The sequence below is a fragment of the Sporocytophaga myxococcoides DSM 11118 genome (genome assembly GCF_000426725.1).
Classification (GTDB): Bacteria; Bacteroidota; Bacteroidia; order Cytophagales; family Cytophagaceae; genus Sporocytophaga; species Sporocytophaga myxococcoides.
Genome location: NZ_KE384561.1, coordinates 295410 through 316095 on the forward strand (window position 1 = coordinate 295410; position 20686 = coordinate 316095).

Genomic DNA, 20686 nt, shown 5'->3' on the forward strand with positions numbered 1-20686 from the left:
ATGGAAACCACGATAGCACAAAAACTTGAGGCTCTGGTAAAACTTCAGACCATCGACTCTAAACTCGAGGAAATAAAAAAAATAAGAGGAGACTTACCCGAAGAAGTTAGGGATCTTGAGGATGAGCTTGAAGGATACGAGACAAGGGTTGGCAAGTATCAAAGTGATATCCAAAACCTAAATGACGAAATCACAAAAAACAAGCTTGCAATCAAGGATGCTGAGAAAAATATCAAAAAATATGAAGATCAGCAGAAAAATGTAAGAAACAATAGGGAATACGATGCGATCACTAAAGAAGTTGAGCTACAACAGCTTGAAATTCAAATTAGTGAAAAAAGAACCAAAGAATACCAGCACAAGATCAATCAGAAAAACGACGATATCGCGAATACCCAAAGAATTCTCGATGATAGAAAGAAAGATCTTAAGCAAAAAAAGGATGAGCTTGAAACCTTAAGCTCAGAAAGCAAAGACGAAGAAGTTAAACTTTTAAAAGAAAGAGAAAAAGCTTCAAAATCCATAGAAGAAAGACTACTCAATTCTTACAACAAAATCCGTCTTAACGCAAACAATGGTCTGGCTGTTGTTTCTGTTAAAAGAGATGCCTGCGGCGGATGCTTCAACACTGTTCCTCCACAAAGACAAGTAGATATCAGAGATAAGAAAAAGCTGATTGTTTGCGAACATTGCGGTCGTATTTTCGCAGATGTTGAAACTGTTGTGCTTGAATCTGCAAAAAAATAACAATTTGAAGATTAAAGTTTCTAATAATCTAACCTATAAAAAAAGGGCGACAATTTTTGTACGCCCTTTTTTTATATTTTTTCTCATTACCCTCTCTCCCATTCTACATGCACAATTTTCCTTTTCCGAAGCCAGCAAAGCTAAATATCATGAAGTTCTTCAATTAAGATCCGGAACAGGCTTAACCCTGACAAAACAGGACCAACCTGAAAATGGAATTAATATATATATTGAACATCTGGCCGAAACTATTAAAATGCTTGTGGAAGAAAATCCGGCACTTCTTGAAAGATACATACAACAATCTGGAGCTGCGGAAATCACTGTATCAGAATTAAACCCTCATTCTCCATACTATTTATTCGTTATAGGTGAAATAAAACTTCAAAGGGCATTTGTAAAGCTCAAATTTGGAGAAGAAATCAGTTCCATGTGGGAATTAAGACAGGCCTATAAAACTCTGGCTGAAAATGCAGTTAAACATCCCGATTTCCTTCCCAACAACAAATCGATCGGTCTTTTAAAAATTTTAATTGGTTCAATTCCTGAAAAATATACATGGATTGTAAATCTTATGGGCATGGAAGGAAGTGTTAAAGAAGGACTAGAAATGCTTCGGACATTATCCGAATCTTCAAACCCTTTTGCCACGGAGGCAAAAATACTTCGGATAGCTGTATTAAACTATATCTTAGGAAAGGAAAGTGGATCGGAGAAGGCTGTAAAAGAATTATATCTCACTGATAAAGATAACTTACTGTACACTTTTTTATATGCATCAATTAGCATGAAAAATGCACATTCGGAGGAAGCATTCAATATTCTGGAAAACTGTCCCGATAATGGTACTTACCTCAATTTTGCCTATCTCCGATTAATGCTTGGAGATATTTATCTACAAAAAGGTTTCTATACCAAAGCATTTTACCTATATAAAAAATTTCTTAGTGAATACAGGGGTGTTAATTTTAAAAAAGAAGCCTATTATAAAATTTTCCTTTGTTATTGGCTTAATAATGAAGACAGCAAAGCAATGCTTATACTGCCTCAGATAATAAAAGAAGGCAATGCTATTTACGATGGAGATAAGCATGCACTCTACTTTGCGGAAAACAGAGATTTTTCTGATAAAAATATTATGAAAGCTCGACTGGCCATTGATGGAGGATACTTCAATTCTGCCGCAGATATACTGGAAAAATTATCCCCTAAGAATTTTCACTCCACAAAAGATGAGATTGAATATTATTACAGGCTTGCGAGACTTTATCACAAAACAGATAAAATCTCAGAGGCTATAAAGTATTATAAAAAGACAATAGCCCTTTCGGGCTTCAAAAAATTATATTTTGCCCCAAACGCAGCACTTCAATTAGGTTACATATTCAGAAATCAGAACAATAAAGAACAGGCCATTTTTTACTTCGAAAAGGCTCTTAATTATAAAGACTATTACTACAAAAACAGTATTGACAACAAGGCTCGCGGAGCTTTAAATGAAATAAAAAAAATCTAAGGATAAAACTGTATCTTTTTATAGTTTTCGTATTATGGTATAAACTTTTTATTTTGATTAACCATCAGACCAAAGAAGAAATTGCCAGGGAACTGGAATGGATACAGGCCTCCAGGTCTGACCCAAAACATTTCTCCCATATATATAATAAATATTATAGAAAGATTTTTCTGTTTATATATAAAAGAACCGACAATGAGGACCTGACGGCAGATCTTGCAAGTCATGTGTTTCTTCAGGCACTTATAAACATCAAAAAGTATGAGTTTAAAGGGCTCCCCTTTTCGGCATTTCTTTTTCGCATAGCCACAAACGAAGTGAATTTGTATTACAGAAAAACAAAAGCGGTACGTTCTATTAACATTGAAGAGGCTGATATCCTGGAACTGAAGGAAGAGCTTCACCTGGATAAAACCGAAGACCTTGAAGATGGAATGCTCAAAGCCATGGAATATCTGGATGAGAAAGAAATTCAGTTGATAGAACTGAGGTTCTTTGATCAGAAATCGTTCAAAGAAGTTGGATATATTCTAGGAATAACTGAAAATAACGCAAAAGTAAAAACGTACAGAATATTAGATAAATTAAGGGAAATCCTTAATCAAAGATTTAAAGCCTGATCATGGGAAAATTTAAAATTAACAAAAATAAACCCCGACCCTCTGACGATAAAATTGCCGGCCATCAAAACTTTGACCAGTTAATAAAAAATTATAATCAGCTGACTGACTATAAAAAGGCAGTAAAACCATTATACAAAGACAAAAAATTTCTTGGATTGATCCTGATTATCCTAGTAGTATTTCTTGCAATGTGGATTTCCGAAAATGAAGATAATTCCTCGGAAAGACCTCTTGAGAATCAGAAACAGGAAAAAGAAAGGTAAACTACTCCAGTTTACCTCTTGTCTCCCGAAGACTCAGACTATCTACTACTGCACCATAAATTTGATCCATCAGCTCAGGCCTGGTCACATAAAAGGAATAACTTTTGGCATAAGCCGAGTCCCCGACAGCCTCTTCTTTAAAGATTTTATTCTGGTAAGACTTATAAAGCTTTGAAGCTGAGTCCGAAGATAGATTTTTAATTCCTACTGCAGCTTCTGCAATATGAATTCTTATAAGTAGCTGAACCATCTTTTCCTTTGGAAGAATATCCTCTGGAATTTCTTCTGCAGGCCCCTTGCAAGATGCAGCAGCCAATAATAAAACCAAAAAAAACTTTTTCACGTCGAAAATTACTTATTTTAATGCTAATTTTAAAAAGTCTCTTTCCCTTGTCTAAGTTCAGCAATGAAAGAACTACTGAAGAAAATACGGAAATACGAAATACAGATAAGAAAAGCAGTGAATAATCACATGCATGGTGATTTTCATTCTGTATTTAAAGGATCAGGTTTGGAATTTGACGATGTGCGCTCTTATCAGTATGGAGACGATGTCAGGACAATTGACTGGAACGTTTCAGCCAAAGGCCATGGCACTTTTGTCAAGACGTTTAAGGAAGAAAAAGAACAAAATGTATTCTTCATTCTGGATGTAAGTGCTTCTCAGGAAATAGGAAAAAATACCAGGAAAATTGACATTGCCAGGGAAATATGCGCAGTATTGGCTCTATCTGCAGTCAAAGATAATGGAAGTGTTGGACTGATATGTTTCAGTGATCAGAAAGAGGCATACATAAAACCTGATAAAGGTATGCGTCATGCCTATCAAATGATTGGTACCCTTTTTAACCTGACTCCCAATTCAATTAAAACAGACCTGCAGAAATCTTTAAAATTTACATTAACCATGCTAAAGAAAAAAAGCGTGGTAATCTTTATTTCAGACTTTATAGACGAGGGTTATAACACCAACCTTTCCGCTCTTGCACACAAGCATGACCTGGTTGTTATTCACCTCAATGATCCCAGAGAGATTAAATTTCCCAATTTAGGCATCATCCCCCTTTATGATAAAGAAACCAAAAAGACAATCTGGGTTAATTCTTCTTCTTCCAAATTCAGAGAAAAAATTAATAAAGGATATGCTGAAAACAAACTTAAACTTGAGCAATTTTGCAGGAGAAATGGAGCTAATTATCTTTGGGTAAATACAAACGAAGACTATTTAACCAAACTAGTTCAGCTATTTAAAATAAGAAGAATGCGAAGTAAAAGATAGTGATGAAAAGGTATTTGGTGTTAATTCTTATTATAATATTTCCATCGTTTTTAAAGAGTCAGACTTTGCCTCCTGATGGATTCTTCCAGGAAGACTCCGTGCAGATAGGCTCTCCGTTTAGGTTCGCGCTAAGTCTTTCCTATAATGCTAATGAACAGGTTTTATTCCCAGACTCCAATTACAATTTCAAACCGTTTGAGCTTATTGGGAAAAATTATTTTCCAACTAAAACCCTAAATGGGATCAGCAAAGATTGTGTCATTTACATTTTTGAAACATTTAAAACAGATAGCATACAAAAATTAAGCCTTCCGGTTTTTTACATCCGCAATGGCGACAGTGTTAAGATGTATAGTCAGCCCGACTCAGTTGCAATCATTCAAAACATTAAAACACTGGCAGATCAAAGGCTCTTAAGTGACACACAATATTCCAGCGTAAAGCGTACTATTAACTATCCGTTGATTCTTGGAATAGCTGCAATTGTTTTCTTTTTCCTCTTCCTGTTCTATATGCTTTTTGGGAAGGCAATTGTCAGGAGTTACAAACTTTATGTGATCAGAAAAGCACATCTCACATTTTTGAGAAACTTTGAAAAACATGAAAAAGAATTTAAAACAGAAAATGATCCTGATATTGTAGAACGAGCTTTAAATCTATGGAAGGTTTATCTTACCAGACTAGAAAATATTCCTGTAAATACTTATACCACTACAGAAATTATTGACCTTTACAAGCAGGAAGATTTACAGCAAGGATTGCAGGATATTGATCGGGCTATTTACGGAGGGCTGGTATCGGCCGCGCCTGCAAGGTCTCTGACTATCCTGAAAAAGTTTACCAATAAAAGATTTCTTGAAGTAAAGAATAAATTGAGCAATGTTTGATTTTTTAAAAGATATATCAGACTGGTTTTCCTGGAATTGGCTTTTTCCTTCCACTTTGAAGTCATACCACTGGGAGTCTCTTTATTTTCTATATCTGATTCCGGTGATTCCCCTTTTAGTCTTACTTAGATGGGCGTTTTACTATCGTTTTAGGCAAAAGATGGATGTTGCTTTTCCGTTAAAGGATCTCAATTACTCTTGGTTTGTCGGCAAGCTGAGGTTTGTTCCATACTTTTTTATCATCATCAGTATTTGGCTTTTGCTTATCGCATTGGCTCGTCCGCAAAAGGCGAACGAAACCGCAGAAGTTTTTAAGGAAGGTATTGATATCGTTCTAGTCCTTGACATTTCTGAATCAATGGAATTAGAGGATCTGCATCCTGACAGGCTCTCAGCTGCAAAAAATATTGCTTCTCGCTTTATCGAATCAAGAAAGGAAGACAGAATAGGTCTTGTAGTTTTCTCAGGTGATGCCTTTTCTTTATCACCATTAACAACAGACCATCAGTTAGTGCAGAGCTTCATTGCAGAACTGTCTTCGAGAATGATTGAAAGCGGAGGCTCTGCCATAGGAAATGCAATAGGTGTAGCAATAAACAGACTGCGGGAATCACAATCAAAATCAAAGGTGATGATTGTTATTAGTGATGGGGAGAATACAGCAGGAAACCTGAACCCACTCATGGCGGCTAAACTTGCAAAAGCCTTCGGAATAAAAATATACTCTATTGCAATAGGCCGTGAAGGAAAGGTTGCCTGGGGAAAAGATACGAAAGGGAAAAAAGCATATGTAGATTCTCATCTGGATGAATCTACATTAAGAAAAATTGCCCAAATCAGCGACGGTAGATTTTTCAGAGCTTCGAATAGAAAAGCTTTGGAACAAACCTTTACACTTATAGATTCTTACGAAAAAGGAATAATCAGGGAAAACAGATTCAAAAATACTCGTGATTACTATCAGGTTTATTTATTCTGGGCAATGATAATTTACCTGTTATGGCTGTTTTTAAAATCTACTTTTATCTCTAATGCACTAGAGGATTAGGACATTAAATGTATTAAACAAATGTTCTTCCAGTAAAGGCGGAAACCAGAAAATTCACTCCGATTAAAATCAATATTCCTCCCAACAGCTTATTCAAAATCAAAATTGTGTTATTGGTAAAAACCTTTTTAATTCGGTTAGCGAGGTAAGACTTAAGCACGTCCATTCCGAAAATCGAAAGAATCAAAATAGAAAAAAAAGTAAATACGTCAACTTGATTATCACTGTATTTAACACTTACAACGCTGGTAAGAGCAAGCCAATAAAAGAATGTTGAAGGATTCAAGAAATTTAACGCTATTCCTTTAATTATAAAGTTACCTTTTTTATATTCCTTTTGAATAGGCGCCAGGCCAACCTTTTTATCTTCAGGTTTAAAAAAATAAAACAATCCAAAAAGACACAAAACTGAACCTCCTGCAGATTTTATAATTTTTTCGAAGTGTGCATTATCTATGAAGTTTGAAATCCCCAGATAAGATGCGAGAATAAAAAATACATCGCTTAAAGCAACTCCCAAAGCGAAAAAAACAGCATATTTAAAAGTTTTCTGAATACTTGTCTGAATAAGAGCAAAGAATACAGGACCGGGAAGCAATGCAAGCAAAGCTGCAAACCCTAAAGCACTTGCAATTATTTCAGCCATCAATGAGTGTTTTCAGTTTCCTGCTTTACAAATTTTGACCACTCGTCAAACAAAGCTTTTTTCATTACTCTTGGAAACTTATTCTGCCCTCCTTCTTTACCCTTGCTTTTGAACCATTTATAGAAAACAGCAGAGGGGATTACTTTTACAAAAATATCTTTCAGTGCATGCCCTCTTTCTACTCTGTAATCATCGTTCAATTGTTTCAGATGCTCATCCAATCGAAGTTTAAGTTGTTCATGATCCACTGATTGATCAGTACCAATAAACCATTGATGAGCAAATAGTGATTCATGCTCGATACCGGAAACTGTAAATTCTCTTATTTCAATATTGAACTCCTCTGAAATTTGATGTATCGCCTTGTTCATGTTTTCAACAGAAAGGTGTTCTCCACATAGGCTCAAAAAATGCTTTGTCCTTCCTGTAATGATTATTTCGGATTTGGCTTTGGATACTAATTTGATCACATCACCGATCAGATATCTCCAGGTTCCGGCGTTTGTACTCAGTAATAAAGCGTAATCTATTCCCTCTTCTATCTGATGGATCATCAATGTTTCAGGGTTATCTACCAGGTCACCATCCTGATTAAAGTTCTTTTCGTTAAACGGGACAAATTCGAAAAACAAACCATTATCAAGAGCAAGCTTCATAGACTTACTGTTTGGCACTGACTGGTAGGCTATAAAACCTTCGGAAGCCAGATAGGTCTCCATATAGATCAAAGGCTTTCCCAGCAGTTTTTCAAATCCCTTTTTGTAAGGTTCAAACGAAACTCCACCATGTACAAATATTTTCAGGTTCGGCCAGACTTCGTGAATATTTTTAACCTTATGGTATTCGATAATCCGCTCCATCATGATCTGGATCCATGCAGGTACACCTACAACAAAGCCAATATCCCAGTTTCTGGCATTTTCAGTGATTTCATTCAGCTTTTTATCCCAATCTCTGTTTTTAGCAATCTTTCTACCTGGTTTGTAAAAAAGGTGAAACCACAAAGGTATTTTACTAGCCTGAATTCCGCTCAGATCCCCTTCATAATATGAACCTGCTTTAAGTAGCTCGGTACTTCCTCCAAGCATCAGAATTTCTTTTTCAAAAACTTCACTTGGAAGGTCATATGCCGAAAGAGATAGGATCTGTTGAATTCCAGTTCGCTTATTGGATTTGATCATATCCTTTGTTAAAGGAATATGCTTGGTTGAAGCTTCTGAAGTACCGGAACTTAGCGCAAAATATCTAACTATTCCCGGCCAGGTGACATCGCGCTCTCCAGCCTTACTCTTATGCCACCACTGATTAAATAACTTATTATAATTCCAGACGGGTACATTCTTTTTATATTCTGTATAAAAACTTTCTCCCTCGTTGTTAAAACTCTGAAGTATTCTTTGAAAATGATAATGCTCCCCAAACTGTGTTTCTGAGGCTTTCTTCAAAAGCTTTTTCAGCTCTTTCTTTTGCATTTCAAATGCAGAACGTTGCTCACTCTCAATCTTTTTGCCTAGCTTAATCCCTTTGTTTAATATAGCACCAAATAACGCCATTCCTGCCAGTTTTTTTAAAAGATTTTTAACTTAAACTAATTATCTCTCCAACCCATTGCAATAATAATGCTAAGATAAATTGAAGAATTTAAACTTTTATCTATTTTTTAGTAAAATTACGTGGTTTTACGAGCAAAAGAACCCCAAATGAGTATTTCAGAAAATCTTCAGATAATCCGATCTTTTTTAGATCCATATAAAACCAAGTTGATTGCAGTTTCTAAAACTTATCCTTCCGAAACTATTTTAGAAGCCTATAACTCAGGACAAACAGATTTTGGAGAAAATAAAGTTCAGGAACTTATGTCAAAATATGAAGTTCTCCCTAAAGAAATCCGTTGGCACCTGATTGGCCACCTGCAAAGTAATAAAATCAAATACATTGCGCCATTTATCCACTTAATTCACTCAGTAGATTCTTTCAAATTATTAAAGGAAATAAATAAAGAAGCTGAAAAAAGTAACCGGACTATCAACTGTCTCTTACAGGTACATATTGCTCAGGAAGAAACTAAGTTTGGCTTTTCAGAAGAAGAACTTTTACATACTATTCAATCTGAAGAACTTAAAGAACTTAAGAATGTCAGAATTTCTGGTTTGATGGGAATGGCAAGTAACACAGAGAATGAAGAGCAGATAAAGAAAGAATTTCAGCACATACAAAAACTCTTTAATAAGATTAAATCTTCTTTTCAGACAGATCAGATAAAAATGGAAGAATTATCTATTGGTATGAGTTCTGACTATAAATTAGCATGTAAATCCGGAAGTACCATGGTTCGTGTTGGAAGCGCTATATTCGGATCCAGAAATTACTTATAAATGAAATATTATGCATAAATTATTCCTAGCGGCAGGTTCCATTTCAGGGGCTTTATCTGTAATGATCGGAGCTTTTGGCGCTCATAAATTAAAAGATTATCTCCTAAAAGTTGGAAGAACAGATGTATTTGAAACAGCTGTAAAATATCAGTTTTACCATACTTTTGCTCTGTTATTTATCGGGCTGTTGCTCTTGATTAAAGGAGATATCAAATCCCTTAATTACTCAGGTTATTGTTTTATAACGGGAGTTATAATATTTAGTGGTTCCCTTTATGTGCTTTGCCTTACAAATGTATCTAAATGGGGAGCAGTAACTCCCATCGGCGGGCTATTTCTGATTGCCGGATGGATATTTGCTTTGATCAGTATCGTGAAAAACTTCTGATAAAGTAAAGGTTATTTCTTAGGCTGGACATTAACCACAATATTAACTCTCGCAGGATTGTTAGTTGCATTACTCAGTATAGTAATCACTTTGGTTAACCGGCCTTCTTTTCCCTCAGAATTGAATTTCACAAGAATTTCCCCTTCTTTACCAGGCATTACTGGGTCTTTAGAAAATTTGGGAACTGTGCATCCGCATGTTGTAAGTACTTCTCTCAACATCAGTGGTGCATTTCCTGTATTTATAAACTTAAAAACATGCTTTACCGAATCCCCCTGAACGATATCTCCAAACTCAAATGACTTTTCGGCAAATTCCAGGATCGCACCGTTGGCAGTTTGAGCTCTCCCCTGAAAATTTAAAATTAACGCTAAAAAGAGTGTAAGGCTATATATTAAAAAGGGTTTCATATTCATATTCCAATTTTTTCTTTTAAAACTAACAATTTTCCTGCCATTTATCAGAAAAATTTACTGTTAAAATTCACCAGGAACAATTCCTCTGATGCTCTGGTGACTGCTGTATATAACCATCTTGCAAATTCTTTGTTGACTTGTTCTTCTGTAAGATACCCCTGATCAACAAAAACTGCTTTCCACTGCCCCCCTTGTGACTTATGACAAGTCAATGCATAAGCAAATTTTACCTGAAGAGCATTAAGGTATGGATCTTTCCTGATAGCATCAACCCTGTCCTTCTTACTCTTAATGTCAAGATAATCCTGAAGCACAGAGTCATATAGCTTTTTATTTTCCTCTTGTGATACAGAAGGTGTAACACTATGAAGAGTATCTAGAAAGATAAGGGTTTCGAAGGCTGGTAAATCAGGATAATCAATCAGCTGGAGTTCCACTTTTGCAAAGCGAAAGCCATGAGCATCTATAATACTTCTGATTTTCCTGATCTCTGCAAAATCGCCATTGGCAATAAAGCCAGGAGTTGTACCTTCTTCCAGTACGGTATAGTTGTTTCTGACAACCATAAGCAGATCTCCCGCCTCTATTTCACTTTCACAGAAGCGTATAGCTCTGCGAACATAATTATTGTATTGTGTAGCTGACTTGTTAGATCTGCAAATAATGACTGTATTTTCTTCCCCGTACTTATCATAAGCATACCTCAATCCCTCTTCCAGCTTCTCCCCTGTCATTCGGTAAAAGTCTTTATACCCTTTTGTGGTAAATCGGATATCGAAATTTTCTTTAGTTAATTTAGTACGCAGAGAAGTCGCATTGAACAAAATACCGGAAGCCTGCTCCTGCCTTACCACTTCACTGAGTTCGTATTCAACAAGATCTATCCCGAAATTGTGTTGAAGATAATCACCTTCCAGCGCCTGACTTATTTCTCTCTTTATTGGAGGAAGCTGTGCATTATCACCAATAAGCATTAAACGGTTAGACTTTTTTTCGAAGACAAATTCCATAAGATCAGTCAAGAGCTTCCTTTCTCCAAAATCTCCATCGTCTGAAATCATAGAAGCCTCATCAACTATGAATAGTGTATTAGCAAAAAGATTCTTTTTTCTCCTGAACTGTAGGTTTCCGCTGACAGAATCCTCTTCCCTTACATAGATTTGTTTATGAATGGTAAAAGCTTTTCGGCCCGAATAGTTGCCCATTACCTTAGCGGCTCTTCCTGTCGGAGCCATTAGGACTACCGGCATCTCTAAAGTATCCAAAGCTTTTACCAGGGCACTTACCAAAGTAGTTTTACCGGTACCTGCATACCCCTTCAGAAGAAAAACAGGCTTTTTCAATTGCCTTGAAAAGAGGAAATCATCAAGCATTTTAAATACAGCTTGCTGACCGTAGGTTGGTTCAAATGGGAAGTTAGAGGAAATTAAAGCTGAAGGTCGCACAGGATACAAATTTCCGATAAATTGCAGTAATATGGAAGAGCATCAACAGGAAATAATTAGTACATACGGAAATAAAATCAGAGTCAGAGTTTGTGGGTTACTATTCAGAAACTCCGAAATACTATTAGTCAAGCACTTGACTATTGGGAAAAATAAATTCTTTTATGCTCCACCGGGAGGAGGAGTAGATTTTGGTGAATCTGCTGAGGAGTCTTTGATCCGTGAATTTTACGAAGAGACGGGGTTAATTGTAAGAATCAAGGCGTTCCTTCTCACCCATGAATACCTAGAACCTCCATTGCATGCTATAGAACTTTTCTTTGAGGTAGAAGAAATCGGAGGAGCACTGACATTGGGAAAAGATCCCGAGATGGGGCTGGAGAATCAGATTATCAAAGAAGTTAAATTCTGGAGCCTTTCCGAGATTCAAAAAAATGATGCTTGTTTGTTCCATAATATTTTCCGTCTGGCGAAAACCAATACTGAACTATTAAACCTAAAAGGTTATTTTCTTCAAAGAGGGAATGATTAGAGGGTATGGAAAACATTAAAGAACTTCAACAGGATATTATCGATATCTATGGAAATAAAACCAGGGTTAAAGTTCGAGGCTTGTTAATCAGAGACCATTCGGAGGTACTGCTTATCAAGCACCTTACCATAGGAGAAAACAAGTTCTATTACGCTCCTCCTGGAGGTGGTATAGACTTCGGCGAATCGGCTGAAGAATCTCTGATTCGGGAATTTTATGAAGAGACTGGACTTAGAGTAAAGATCAAAAAATTTCTTTTCACTCATGAATACCTCAGTCCACCATTTCATGAGGTGGAACTTTTCTTCGAGATAGAAGAAACTGGAGGAAAATTGAAATTGGGGAAAGATCCTGAGATGGAATCAGACAATCAAATTATAGAAGAAGTTAAGTTCTGGAACATTTCAGAGATTCAAAAAAAAGATGCCGGTTTGTTCCATAATATTTTTCGCCTGGGAAAAACCGATACGGAACTATTAAACCTAAAAGGCTATTTTCTTCAGAAGGGTAATATTTAACGATTGTTTTTCCACATTTTAACATTTTTGTGGAAAAAATATTTTCAACAGTAAAAATTTGGTTAATTTTAAAGAGAAATAGATTATTAACCATTTATCCACATTATCCCCCAATCAATGTGAATATCTTGTTAAGATGGAAGAACTAACAGCACAGTACAAGTTAAACAAAAGAATAAAAGACGATCAGTTCAATGTGGACTTGATTGCAAGGTATACCCTATCACTTCAAGTAAGTAAAGACCTTTTCAGAATTTGCATTACTGATTCTGTAAAAAACAGATGTCTATTGCTTGAAGATTACCAATTACAAAATATCCGCACACCTGATCAGTTGCTTGAACAATTGGGACTTTTATATGAAGATCATGCTTTGTTGCAAGCAGGATTCTGGAAGGATGTAAGGCTAGCCATAAAAAATACCTGCTTTTCTTTAATACCTTTCTCCCTATTTGAGAAACAATATTTAAAAGACTATCTCCATATCAATTGTCATTTCTCTGATGACAATAATGACGAAGTTTATTATTATCGTCAAAACAGACTGGATGCAGTGAACATCTTCTCTGCGGATAAAAAAATAATAGAGTGGTTTAATTTAAGGTACCCGTCCAAAAAGGTAAAGATTGTACACCATACAAGCCCATTGATTGAAGGTGTTTTACTTACCGGAACCAACAAGCAGGATTTATCAGTAGTGATCAATGTAGAAAATCAATACATGACCATCCTGGTAAAGCGCAGTAAAAATCTCGAATATTGTAATTCATTTAATTATATAAGTCCAGAAGATTTTGTTTACTTCACTATGTTTGTGATGGATCAGCTTCAGATCAATCCGGAATTAGTACCTGTTACTATTTTCGGAGAAATCAGTCCTGATTCAACCTTATATAAAAAGCTTTATAAATATATCAAAAACATTTCGTTCGGGGATAAACCATCTAACCTTCATTTTGGATATAACTTTGATGAAGTTTTCGACCATAAGTTTTTTGATCTATATACCATGCACCTTTGTGAATAGCTCTAATTAAACTAATGGAAAGAACAGCACTATTTCCGGGATCATTTGACCCATTTACCAAAGGACATTTGGATATTGTTATGCGCAGTATCAGTTTGTTCGATAGAGTAATTATAGGAATAGGAAAAAACACCAATAAAAGCAGGTACTTTCCTTTAGAATTTATGGAGGAAAAAATTAAAGGTGTATTTCAAGACTATCCACAGGTAAGTGTAGAATCTTATGAGGGATTTACTGCTGATTTTGCAAAGAGAAGAGATGCAAAATTTTTAATCAGAGGATTAAGAAATACTACAGATTTTGAATACGAATGCGGTATAGCCCAGGCGAATAAATTTCTTTGGAATGAAATGGAGACTATATTCCTTATTACTTCGCCTGAACTAGCAGCATTAAGCTCGTCTATTATAAGAGACTTGCACAGATATGGAGCAAAGGCAGATCATTTTCTGCCTTATGAATTAAACTATCCTACAAAATAGTTTTTTCCTTATAAAAGTTATCCAGAACCTCTTCTATAGATCTGTAGGAGTTTTTGGTAGCTTTTTTCACGTCTTTTTTATCCATCCACCTGACGTCTTCAATATACTCCTCAATCTGAGGACGCATCATAGTGTCATTTACATTTTCCATGAGATACCAGGTAGTTTTCTTCAAAATTCTCCTTCCTTTGCGTACATAAGTATGCCAGGTTTTGCAAATTTTTTCTTTAACCTCTACCTTGATATTACACTCCTCTTCTACCTCTCTTTTGGCCCCTTTTTCCGTATCCTCTTTCTTTCTTAATTTTCCTTTTGGCAAATCCCATTTTTTAAGCCGGAAAATCATGAGAATTTTATCCTCCTTCACAACAATTCCACCTGCCGCTTTGACAATCTTAAATTGATCCTTGACAAATTCAATAGCAAATTTTTTATCCGGAACGGCAAACGTTATCTCTTTAAGTTTCTTTAGTTTTTTTACCTCCAGAAGCTTAAGCAAACGGTCTATATGGGAAGGAGATGCTCCCATAATAATGACACTACCTACGAGGTTTTTAGAAATAATCTCATTTTTGCCATCGAGCACAGCATCATAACCACTGCTGTCCAATTGCTCACCAAGCTGCACTATCCATACAGGCTTGTCATTCAAAAAAAGCTTCATTTAAATTGGTAATTGGGATGGTAAATTTTGATTATATATCATGCAAAGTAACAAATAGAATTGTATCATGCTATTAAATATTATTCTAAATTTGCCTTCAAATAAATTTATATGTCTTCAGAAAAAGTAGCTGAATCCCTTCTTAAGATCGGTGCGATAAAACTTCGTCCTGAAAATCCTTTTAAATGGGCATCAGGCTGGAACTCACCAATTTACTGCGATAACAGATTTTCTCTTTCATTTCCTGATGTTAGAAACATCATTAAAGAAGAACTTGTTTCTCTTGTAAAAGATTATTTTCCCCAAGCAGAGGCTATTGTCGGTGTGGCAACTGCCGGTATCCCTCAAGGTACTCTAATCGCGGACAAGATGAACTTGCCATTCCTTTACGTAAGACCCAAGCCAAAAGATCACGGAATGGAAAATCTTATTGAAGGAAAAGTTACACCAGGACAAAAAGTTGTTGTCGTTGAGGATCTTATATCAACTGGAGGAAGCTCATTAAAAGCTGTAGAAGCTTTGAGAGATGGTGGAATTGAGGTACTTGGAATGGTTTCAATTTTTACTTACGGTTTTGATCTTGCTGAGAAAAACTTTAAAGACAAAGGAGTTCTATTGAAATCACTTACAGATTACAATGCATTGCTCAAAGAAGCGATTAAACTTGGATACATTAAAGAAAGCGACCTGGAAACATTAAAATCCTGGAGAACAGCTCCGGAAAAATGGTCAGTATAATCATTTTATATTTATAATTTTAAAAAGCCTTTCGAAGCTGGATTTAACATGGATCTACTTTGAAAGGCTTTAGAATTTCAGCCCAAAATAGTCTTAACACCTTGAAAAGAATAGGTTTAATTTCGGACACGCACGGATTTCTGGATCCAAAAGTCTTTGATCATTTTAAAGATGTAGATGAAATCTGGCATGCAGGAGATTTCGGACCAGCTGAAGTAGCTTTAGAATTAGCCAGAATTAAACCCTTAAAAGGTGTTTATGGCAATATTGATGACAAAGACATTCGTTTTGAATTTCCAAAAGATTTGATTTTTGAAGAAGAAGGACTTAAAATCTTCATCACTCATATAGGAGGCTATCCTGGGCACTATGCCAAAGGAATAAAAGATCAACTTATGAAGGAAAGACCAGATCTTTTTATTTGCGGTCATTCTCATATTCTGAGAGTTATTTCCGACCCTGACCTTAAATTAATTTCAATAAATCCTGGAGCTGCTGGAAATCAAGGGTTTCACAAAATAAAAACAATTATGAAATTTGACCTCAACAATAAAAAACTGGAAAATGTGAAGGCCATTGAATTAGGCAAAAGAGGATAAAATAAAAAAGGTGAACCTAAATTCACCTTTTCTTATAATAACTTTATGAATGCTTAATTATGCACCAGCTTGTTTTTTCAACTCTTCTAGATCTATTTTCTTGATCACAGGAACAGCAGTAAGTCTTTTAATGCTTGTAGTTCTTGCTTTAGAAACAGTTTTATTCTTTTTTTCTTTTCTTTTTAATCTAGTGACTGCCATTGTTCTTAAAATTAGAATTGAGTCCGCAAAGATATACTTTTTTCTTATAACCGAAAAACTTTTTTAAAAGATATTATTAAAATTTCCGCTGGCTATCAGGTAAAATGTAACATGAGCCATCATGCACGCTGCTGGCCATAGCTCCCAGCGGATGTTTATTGAATTTTGACCATAAAATCTTTTTATCCACAACATTGCAATGAATATTCCAAGGAAGGAACAAAGCAAGCTTAGAATATATACAACAGCCTTTATTGCAGCCTTTGGACTATGAAAGCTAATAAAACCTCTATGTTCCTCTATTCCAAATGGATTCGTAACTCTGTCAGAATGAATAGGCTTTATTACAATCAGTGGATTATGGACCGATGTAGATGCTTCTGTTAAAAATGTCTTTTCACTGACTTTATATCGTTCTCCGAACAATTCCCAATTCAGCAATAACGCCACGCTGCATTCAAAAATCAGAAACAGCATGGGAATCAATAACATTTTGTAATTTTCTCTTTTCTTTAAAATGTAATCTAAGCTTTTAATAATTTTCATAACACTTATTTTTACTCAAACCAGGCCTTTATTTACGATCAAAAAAGGCCAATTGTTAACCTCTTTTTGTATTTTTGCCGGCAAATTCCAATTATGAGTAATCAAAAACCCTCAATCCCAAAAGGTACAAGAGATTTTGGCCCTGAAAAAATGGCCAAAAGAAATTATATATTTTCTACTATTAAAGAAGTATTTACCCGCTTTGGATTTCTTCCTTTGGAAACTCCTTCCATGGAAAATATTTCTGTTCTCACGGGGAAATATGGAGATGAGGGAGATCAACTAATTTTTAAAATACTGAACTCCAGGCTTTACGAAGCAAAAAATAAAGAGGAGCTAAAATCTGAATTTGATAAAAGTCTGGAGAAAAACATCAACTCCGATGTCCTAACAGAAAAAGCTTTAAGATATGACCTTACCGTACCATTTGCTCGGTATGTAGTTATGAACAGGAATGAAATAACTTTTCCTTTTAAAAGGTATCAGATTCAACCCGTTTGGAGAGCAGACCGGCCGCAAAAAGGCAGATACAGAGAATTTTATCAATGTGATGCAGATATCGTAGGAACCGACTCACTCCTATGCGAAGCTGAAATTGTACTGATGGTTCATGAGGTTTTTAAAAAGCTTAAAATTGAAAACTTCGCTCTGAAAATTAATAACAGGAAGATTTTGTCGGGAATTACTGAAATTATTGGCAAGCCAGGTTGCGAAACAGACTTTTGTGTTGCAATTGACAAGCTTGACAAAATCGGTATTGAAGGAGTTCTGAAAGAATTAAGAGAAAAGGACTTTGATGAAAAAAGTGTAGAATTGCTTTTACCTATTCTTCATCTGCAGGGTGGCAGCAAAGAAAAGCTTGAAGCAATGAGGGAGATCCTAAAAAATTCTCCCTCAGGTTTAAAAGGAATTGAAGAAATAAATACTGTACTTGAAAAAGTTGATCTTATGGGATTGACAAACTCTAGTCTTGAATTTGACCTGACTCTGGCTCGTGGCTTGAGTTACTACACAGGAGCGATATTCGAAGTAAAAGCAATCGGAGTTCAAATAGGAAGTATCAGTGGTGGAGGCCGTTACGATAATCTTACAGGAGTATTCGGACTTCCGGGAGTTTCCGGTGTGGGTATTTCCTTTGGGGTAGACAGGATTTATGATGTGATGGAAGAATTAAATCTCTTCCCTGAAGAACACCTGAACTCAACGAAAATTCTACTATGCTATTTTGACGAAAAAGGACAACAATTTGGGCTGCCTTTACTTACCAAATTAAGGGCTGAGTGTATCAATAGTGAAATTTATCCCGAGGTGGCAAAAATCAAGAAGCAACTTGATTATGCCAATAAAAAACAGGTGACTTTCGTTGGAATTATAGGTGATGAAGAGATTAAAACGGGAAAAGTTGCAATTAAAAATATGCTTAGCGGGGAACAGGAATCTTTGAATATTGATGAGATAATCGCAAAACTAAAATAACAAATCCTGGTGATTCAAATTGTAAGGTATTTTTTAATGGTCGTTTTACTTTTCCAATACTTTTATAGTTTGGGACAGGAAAAATTTGATTTATCTGCCGACACTATTTGTGTCGGAGATTTATTAACAATTTCCGACGACAATAAACCAAATACTTATTACAATTTTCAAGGATTAAAATCTGACACCTGCGGCACCATTCCAAATGCCATTACATATGATAATTATGTTGCCTGCAAATCATATACTTACAAAAAATCCGGAACATACGTCATAGATCAGATTATCAATAGCTACACTGCCAAGAAGACTGTAGTTGTTATGGATAAAAGACTTCCTGAGTTTGAAGTATTCAAGTGTATCAGTAATCAAGTCAAAATTCGTATAACAGATACTTATTATCATGAATATTTACTTGATTATGGCATAGGCCCCGTTGCTGTTAATTCAGGGCAGGAGCTTATTGTAACATTATCAGGGCCAACTGCTATTACCTTAACTGGTAGATTCAGACCTACTTTATGTGGTGCTCCTGCTGTTAAAAGTGTTACGCCGTACATGGCTTTACCTCTACCCAGATTAAATAAAGTGACGGTTACAGAATTAAGCTCCACTAAAGGCAGCATCAATCTGGCTCTTTCTCTGGACCCAACTTTTAATCAATACAAGATAGAGAGAGATATTAATTATTCAGGAACATTCACCCCTATAGATACTATTATTGATGGCTCAACGGCAGGAATAGTATATGGAAATCTTAACACCACCAATGACGTATATTGTTATCGTATTACAGCATTCGATGACTGCAATAATACTGCTTCGTCCGAGACCATCTGTTCAAATACTTTCTCTGTAACAGCTTCCAATAATGTAAACGACATAATCTGGAGCCAATACAATGGCCCCAACTTTCAGAGTTATGAAATCTTGAAAAACAGCCTGTCTCTAGCGACTATTACGGCAAATGGCACTGTATCCATTAATGATACAGACATCAAGTGCGGCAAGGAAGATTGTTATAAATTAATCACACATCTTTCCACTGGTAAAATATCAGAATCAGGTTCCATTTGTGCCAAAGGAGTTTCCACCAATCTACCTCCTGCTATTGATAACCTGAATTCAACTTTTGAAAATAACCAGGTGAAATTAGTATGGAGTTCATCTATTTCCTCCATTCCTCAGATAAGCATATTAAAAAGTACCAATGGTGGCACACTTGAAAAAATTGCGGAGGTAAAACAAGCTCCGTTTTACGTAGCAACATACGATTTACAGAATCCAGCTTGTTTTCAAACTGAATTTTCAGACTCTTGTGGAAATAAATCACCGTTGAGCAACCAGACTTGTCCAATGATTCTCAATATGGAAGAATCAGAAACTGAAAACACTCTGCAGTGGACACCATACTCAGGTTTTATTTCAGGCGTTTCAAAATACATAATAGTAAAATCAGACCTTTCAGGTAATATTGTAAAAGAAATCGATGCTGGTAGCAGCCTTTCTTTTACAGACACGGAAATTGATCCTCACACTTCTGTTGGGTTTACTTATTACATAAAAGCAATGCCGGCAGGAACTGAATTACTCCCCTTTTCACAGTCTAATTTAAAAACGGTAAAGTACGAAATACAGATATTCACACCGACTGCATTTACTCCAGACAAAGATGGCATTAATGATATTTTTATACCAAAAGGTAAATTTTTTACTGAATTTGAAATGACAGTTTTTAACAGATGGGGAGAAATAGTATTTCACAGTTCCGATATTAATAGTGGTTGGGATGGCTTTTATAAAGGAGATGTTGCTCAAAAAGATAGTTATGCTTATCTGATAAAAGCAAAGGATAATCGAGGAAGAGAAAAGGTATATAAAGGAACAGTAACATTGTTAAGATAAAATCTTAGATTTGAAAAAAAATTGATATAGACATGTTTGATATGATGAACATGCTTGGAAAAATAAAAGAAGTACAAGCAAGAGTAAAAGAAGCTAAAGACAATCTAGTAAACATCACCGTTACTTCCGAAGCCGGAGCAGGAATGGTTAAAGCAACTATCAATGGTCACCGCAAAATAGTAAAACTGGACATTGATCCGGAAATGCTTAAGGGTAATGACAAAGAAATGATTCAGGACTTGGTGGTAGCAGCAGTAAATAAAGGGATGGAAGAAATTGAAGAAAAGATCAAAGAAAGTCTTAAAAAGTCAACAGAGGGCCTATTGCCAAATATACCGGGATTGGATTTAGGAAATTTAATTTAA

At 35.6% G+C, this 20686-nt stretch carries 26 protein-coding genes; 18 read left to right on the forward strand and 8 right to left on the reverse strand.

Annotation, left to right across the window (positions count from 1 at the left end; all coding sequences use genetic code 11):
* From K350_RS0125235 to K350_RS0125250, 4 genes are read left to right on the forward strand one after another with little or no spacing between them, the layout of a single operon-like run.
* Complete coding sequence (locus K350_RS0125235) at positions 1-747, forward strand: zinc ribbon domain-containing protein (RefSeq protein ID WP_028982288.1); 747 nt, start codon at positions 1-3, stop codon at positions 745-747.
* Between the two features lie 4 nt (positions 748-751).
* A complete protein-coding gene (locus K350_RS0125240; protein ID WP_162144212.1) occupies positions 752-2263 on the forward strand; it encodes a tetratricopeptide repeat protein in 1512 nt (503 codons plus the stop codon).
* Between the two features lie 53 nt (positions 2264-2316).
* A complete protein-coding gene (locus tag K350_RS0125245; protein WP_051313679.1) occupies positions 2317-2883 on the forward strand; it encodes an RNA polymerase sigma factor in 567 nt (188 codons plus the stop codon).
* Positions 2884-2885: 2 nt separating this feature from the next.
* Complete coding sequence (locus tag K350_RS0125250) at positions 2886-3149, forward strand: hypothetical protein (RefSeq protein ID WP_028982291.1); 264 nt, start codon at positions 2886-2888, stop codon at positions 3147-3149.
* 1 nt (position 3150) lies between these two features.
* Here K350_RS0125250 and K350_RS0125255 read toward each other — a convergent pair whose 3' ends face one another.
* The gene (locus tag K350_RS0125255; protein ID WP_028982292.1) at positions 3151-3492 is read right to left on the reverse strand and encodes a DUF4296 domain-containing protein; all 342 of its coding nucleotides are present in this window, start codon (positions 3490-3492) and stop codon (positions 3151-3153) included.
* A 63-nt stretch (positions 3493-3555) separates the two neighbouring features.
* Here K350_RS0125255 and K350_RS0125260 point away from each other — a divergent pair, with 63 nt between their 5' ends.
* From K350_RS0125260 to K350_RS0125270, 3 genes are read left to right on the forward strand one after another with little or no spacing between them, the layout of a single operon-like run.
* Positions 3556-4428 (forward strand): DUF58 domain-containing protein, encoded by an 873-nt coding sequence (locus K350_RS0125260; RefSeq protein ID WP_028982293.1) that lies wholly within the window; start codon positions 3556-3558, stop codon positions 4426-4428.
* Between the two features lie 2 nt (positions 4429-4430).
* Positions 4431-5315 carry a hypothetical protein gene (locus K350_RS0125265; RefSeq protein WP_028982294.1) on the forward strand — a complete coding sequence of 295 codons (885 nt, stop codon included), beginning with the start codon at positions 4431-4433 and terminating at the stop codon, positions 5313-5315.
* Positions 5308-6363, forward strand: coding sequence for a vWA domain-containing protein (locus tag K350_RS0125270; protein ID WP_028982295.1), 1056 nt, complete (start codon positions 5308-5310; stop codon positions 6361-6363). The genes K350_RS0125265 and K350_RS0125270 overlap by 8 nt, the downstream gene beginning before the upstream one ends.
* A 13-nt stretch (positions 6364-6376) precedes the next feature.
* Here the strand turns inward: K350_RS0125270 and K350_RS0125275 are convergent, their stop codons facing one another.
* Together K350_RS0125275 and K350_RS0125280 are read right to left on the reverse strand one after the other, a co-directional pair.
* The gene (locus K350_RS0125275; protein ID WP_028982296.1) at positions 6377-7009 is read right to left on the reverse strand and encodes a LysE family transporter; all 633 of its coding nucleotides are present in this window, start codon (positions 7007-7009) and stop codon (positions 6377-6379) included.
* On the reverse strand, positions 7009-8562 hold the full coding sequence (locus tag K350_RS0125280; RefSeq protein WP_028982297.1) for a GH3 family acyl-acid amido synthetase: 1554 nt from the start codon (positions 8560-8562) through the stop codon (positions 7009-7011). The genes K350_RS0125275 and K350_RS0125280 overlap by 1 nt, the downstream gene beginning before the upstream one ends.
* Positions 8563-8709: 147 nt before the next feature.
* Between K350_RS0125280 and K350_RS0125285 the strand changes: the two genes are divergently transcribed.
* Complete coding sequence (locus tag K350_RS0125285) at positions 8710-9384, forward strand: YggS family pyridoxal phosphate-dependent enzyme (RefSeq protein ID WP_028982298.1); 675 nt, start codon at positions 8710-8712, stop codon at positions 9382-9384.
* Between the two features lie 10 nt (positions 9385-9394).
* Entirely contained in the window at positions 9395-9772 is a 378-nt protein-coding gene (locus tag K350_RS0125290) for a DUF423 domain-containing protein (protein WP_037577272.1), read from the forward strand.
* An 11-nt stretch (positions 9773-9783) separates the two neighbouring features.
* On the opposite strand, the gene K350_RS0125295 is transcribed toward K350_RS0125290, so the two are convergent.
* Positions 9784-10182, reverse strand: coding sequence for a DUF1573 domain-containing protein (locus K350_RS0125295; RefSeq protein ID WP_028982300.1), 399 nt, complete (start codon positions 10180-10182; stop codon positions 9784-9786).
* Positions 10183-10232: 50 nt separating this feature from the next.
* Positions 10233-11633 carry an ATP-dependent DNA helicase gene (locus K350_RS0125300; RefSeq protein WP_028982301.1) on the reverse strand — a complete coding sequence of 467 codons (1401 nt, stop codon included), beginning with the start codon at positions 11631-11633 and terminating at the stop codon, positions 10233-10235.
* Between the two features lie 31 nt (positions 11634-11664).
* Here K350_RS0125300 and K350_RS0125305 point away from each other — a divergent pair, with 31 nt between their 5' ends.
* From K350_RS0125305 to coaD, 4 genes are all read left to right on the forward strand, one after another.
* Positions 11665-12165, forward strand: a complete 501-nt coding sequence (locus K350_RS0125305) for an NUDIX domain-containing protein (protein ID WP_028982302.1) — start codon at positions 11665-11667, stop codon at positions 12163-12165.
* Between the two features lie 5 nt (positions 12166-12170).
* A complete protein-coding gene (locus K350_RS0125310; protein WP_028982303.1) occupies positions 12171-12683 on the forward strand; it encodes an NUDIX domain-containing protein in 513 nt (170 codons plus the stop codon).
* Positions 12684-12819: 136 nt separating this feature from the next.
* A complete protein-coding gene (locus K350_RS0125315; protein ID WP_028982304.1) occupies positions 12820-13710 on the forward strand; it encodes a DUF3822 family protein in 891 nt (296 codons plus the stop codon).
* 14 nt (positions 13711-13724) lie between these two features.
* The gene (coaD, locus tag K350_RS0125320) at positions 13725-14192 is read left to right on the forward strand and encodes a pantetheine-phosphate adenylyltransferase (RefSeq protein ID WP_028982305.1); all 468 of its coding nucleotides are present in this window, start codon (positions 13725-13727) and stop codon (positions 14190-14192) included.
* Here the strand turns inward: coaD and K350_RS0125325 are convergent.
* Positions 14182-14856, reverse strand: a complete 675-nt coding sequence (locus K350_RS0125325; protein WP_028982306.1) for an NUDIX hydrolase — start codon at positions 14854-14856, stop codon at positions 14182-14184. The genes coaD and K350_RS0125325 overlap by 11 nt on opposite strands.
* Before the next feature lie 111 nt (positions 14857-14967).
* Between K350_RS0125325 and pyrE the strand changes: the two genes are divergently transcribed.
* Positions 14968-15594 carry an orotate phosphoribosyltransferase gene (gene pyrE / locus K350_RS0125330; protein ID WP_028982307.1) on the forward strand — a complete coding sequence of 209 codons (627 nt, stop codon included), beginning with the start codon at positions 14968-14970 and terminating at the stop codon, positions 15592-15594.
* A 101-nt stretch (positions 15595-15695) separates the two neighbouring features.
* Positions 15696-16193, forward strand: a complete 498-nt coding sequence (locus K350_RS0125335) for a metallophosphoesterase family protein (protein ID WP_028982308.1) — start codon at positions 15696-15698, stop codon at positions 16191-16193.
* Between the two features lie 57 nt (positions 16194-16250).
* Here K350_RS0125335 and K350_RS32645 read toward each other — a convergent pair whose 3' ends face one another.
* Positions 16251-16394 carry a hypothetical protein gene (locus K350_RS32645; protein ID WP_169716572.1) on the reverse strand — a complete coding sequence of 48 codons (144 nt, stop codon included), beginning with the start codon at positions 16392-16394 and terminating at the stop codon, positions 16251-16253.
* 63 nt (positions 16395-16457) lie between these two features.
* Positions 16458-16940: a hypothetical protein gene (locus K350_RS0125345; protein WP_028982309.1), complete on the reverse strand. Its 483-nt coding sequence runs from the start codon at positions 16938-16940 to the stop codon at positions 16458-16460.
* Between the two features lie 93 nt (positions 16941-17033).
* Here K350_RS0125345 and hisS point away from each other — a divergent pair, with 93 nt between their 5' ends.
* Genes hisS through K350_RS0125360 form a run of 3 tightly spaced genes read left to right on the forward strand, consistent with a single transcriptional unit; the run spans position 17034 to position 20686 of the window.
* Entirely contained in the window at positions 17034-18416 is a 1383-nt protein-coding gene (gene hisS / locus K350_RS0125350; RefSeq protein WP_028982310.1) for a histidine--tRNA ligase, read from the forward strand.
* Positions 18417-18452: 36 nt separating this feature from the next.
* Complete coding sequence (locus K350_RS0125355; protein WP_081671144.1) at positions 18453-20321, forward strand: T9SS type B sorting domain-containing protein; 1869 nt, start codon at positions 18453-18455, stop codon at positions 20319-20321.
* Positions 20322-20353: 32 nt separating this feature from the next.
* The gene (locus K350_RS0125360; RefSeq protein ID WP_028982312.1) at positions 20354-20686 is read left to right on the forward strand and encodes a YbaB/EbfC family nucleoid-associated protein; all 333 of its coding nucleotides are present in this window, start codon (positions 20354-20356) and stop codon (positions 20684-20686) included.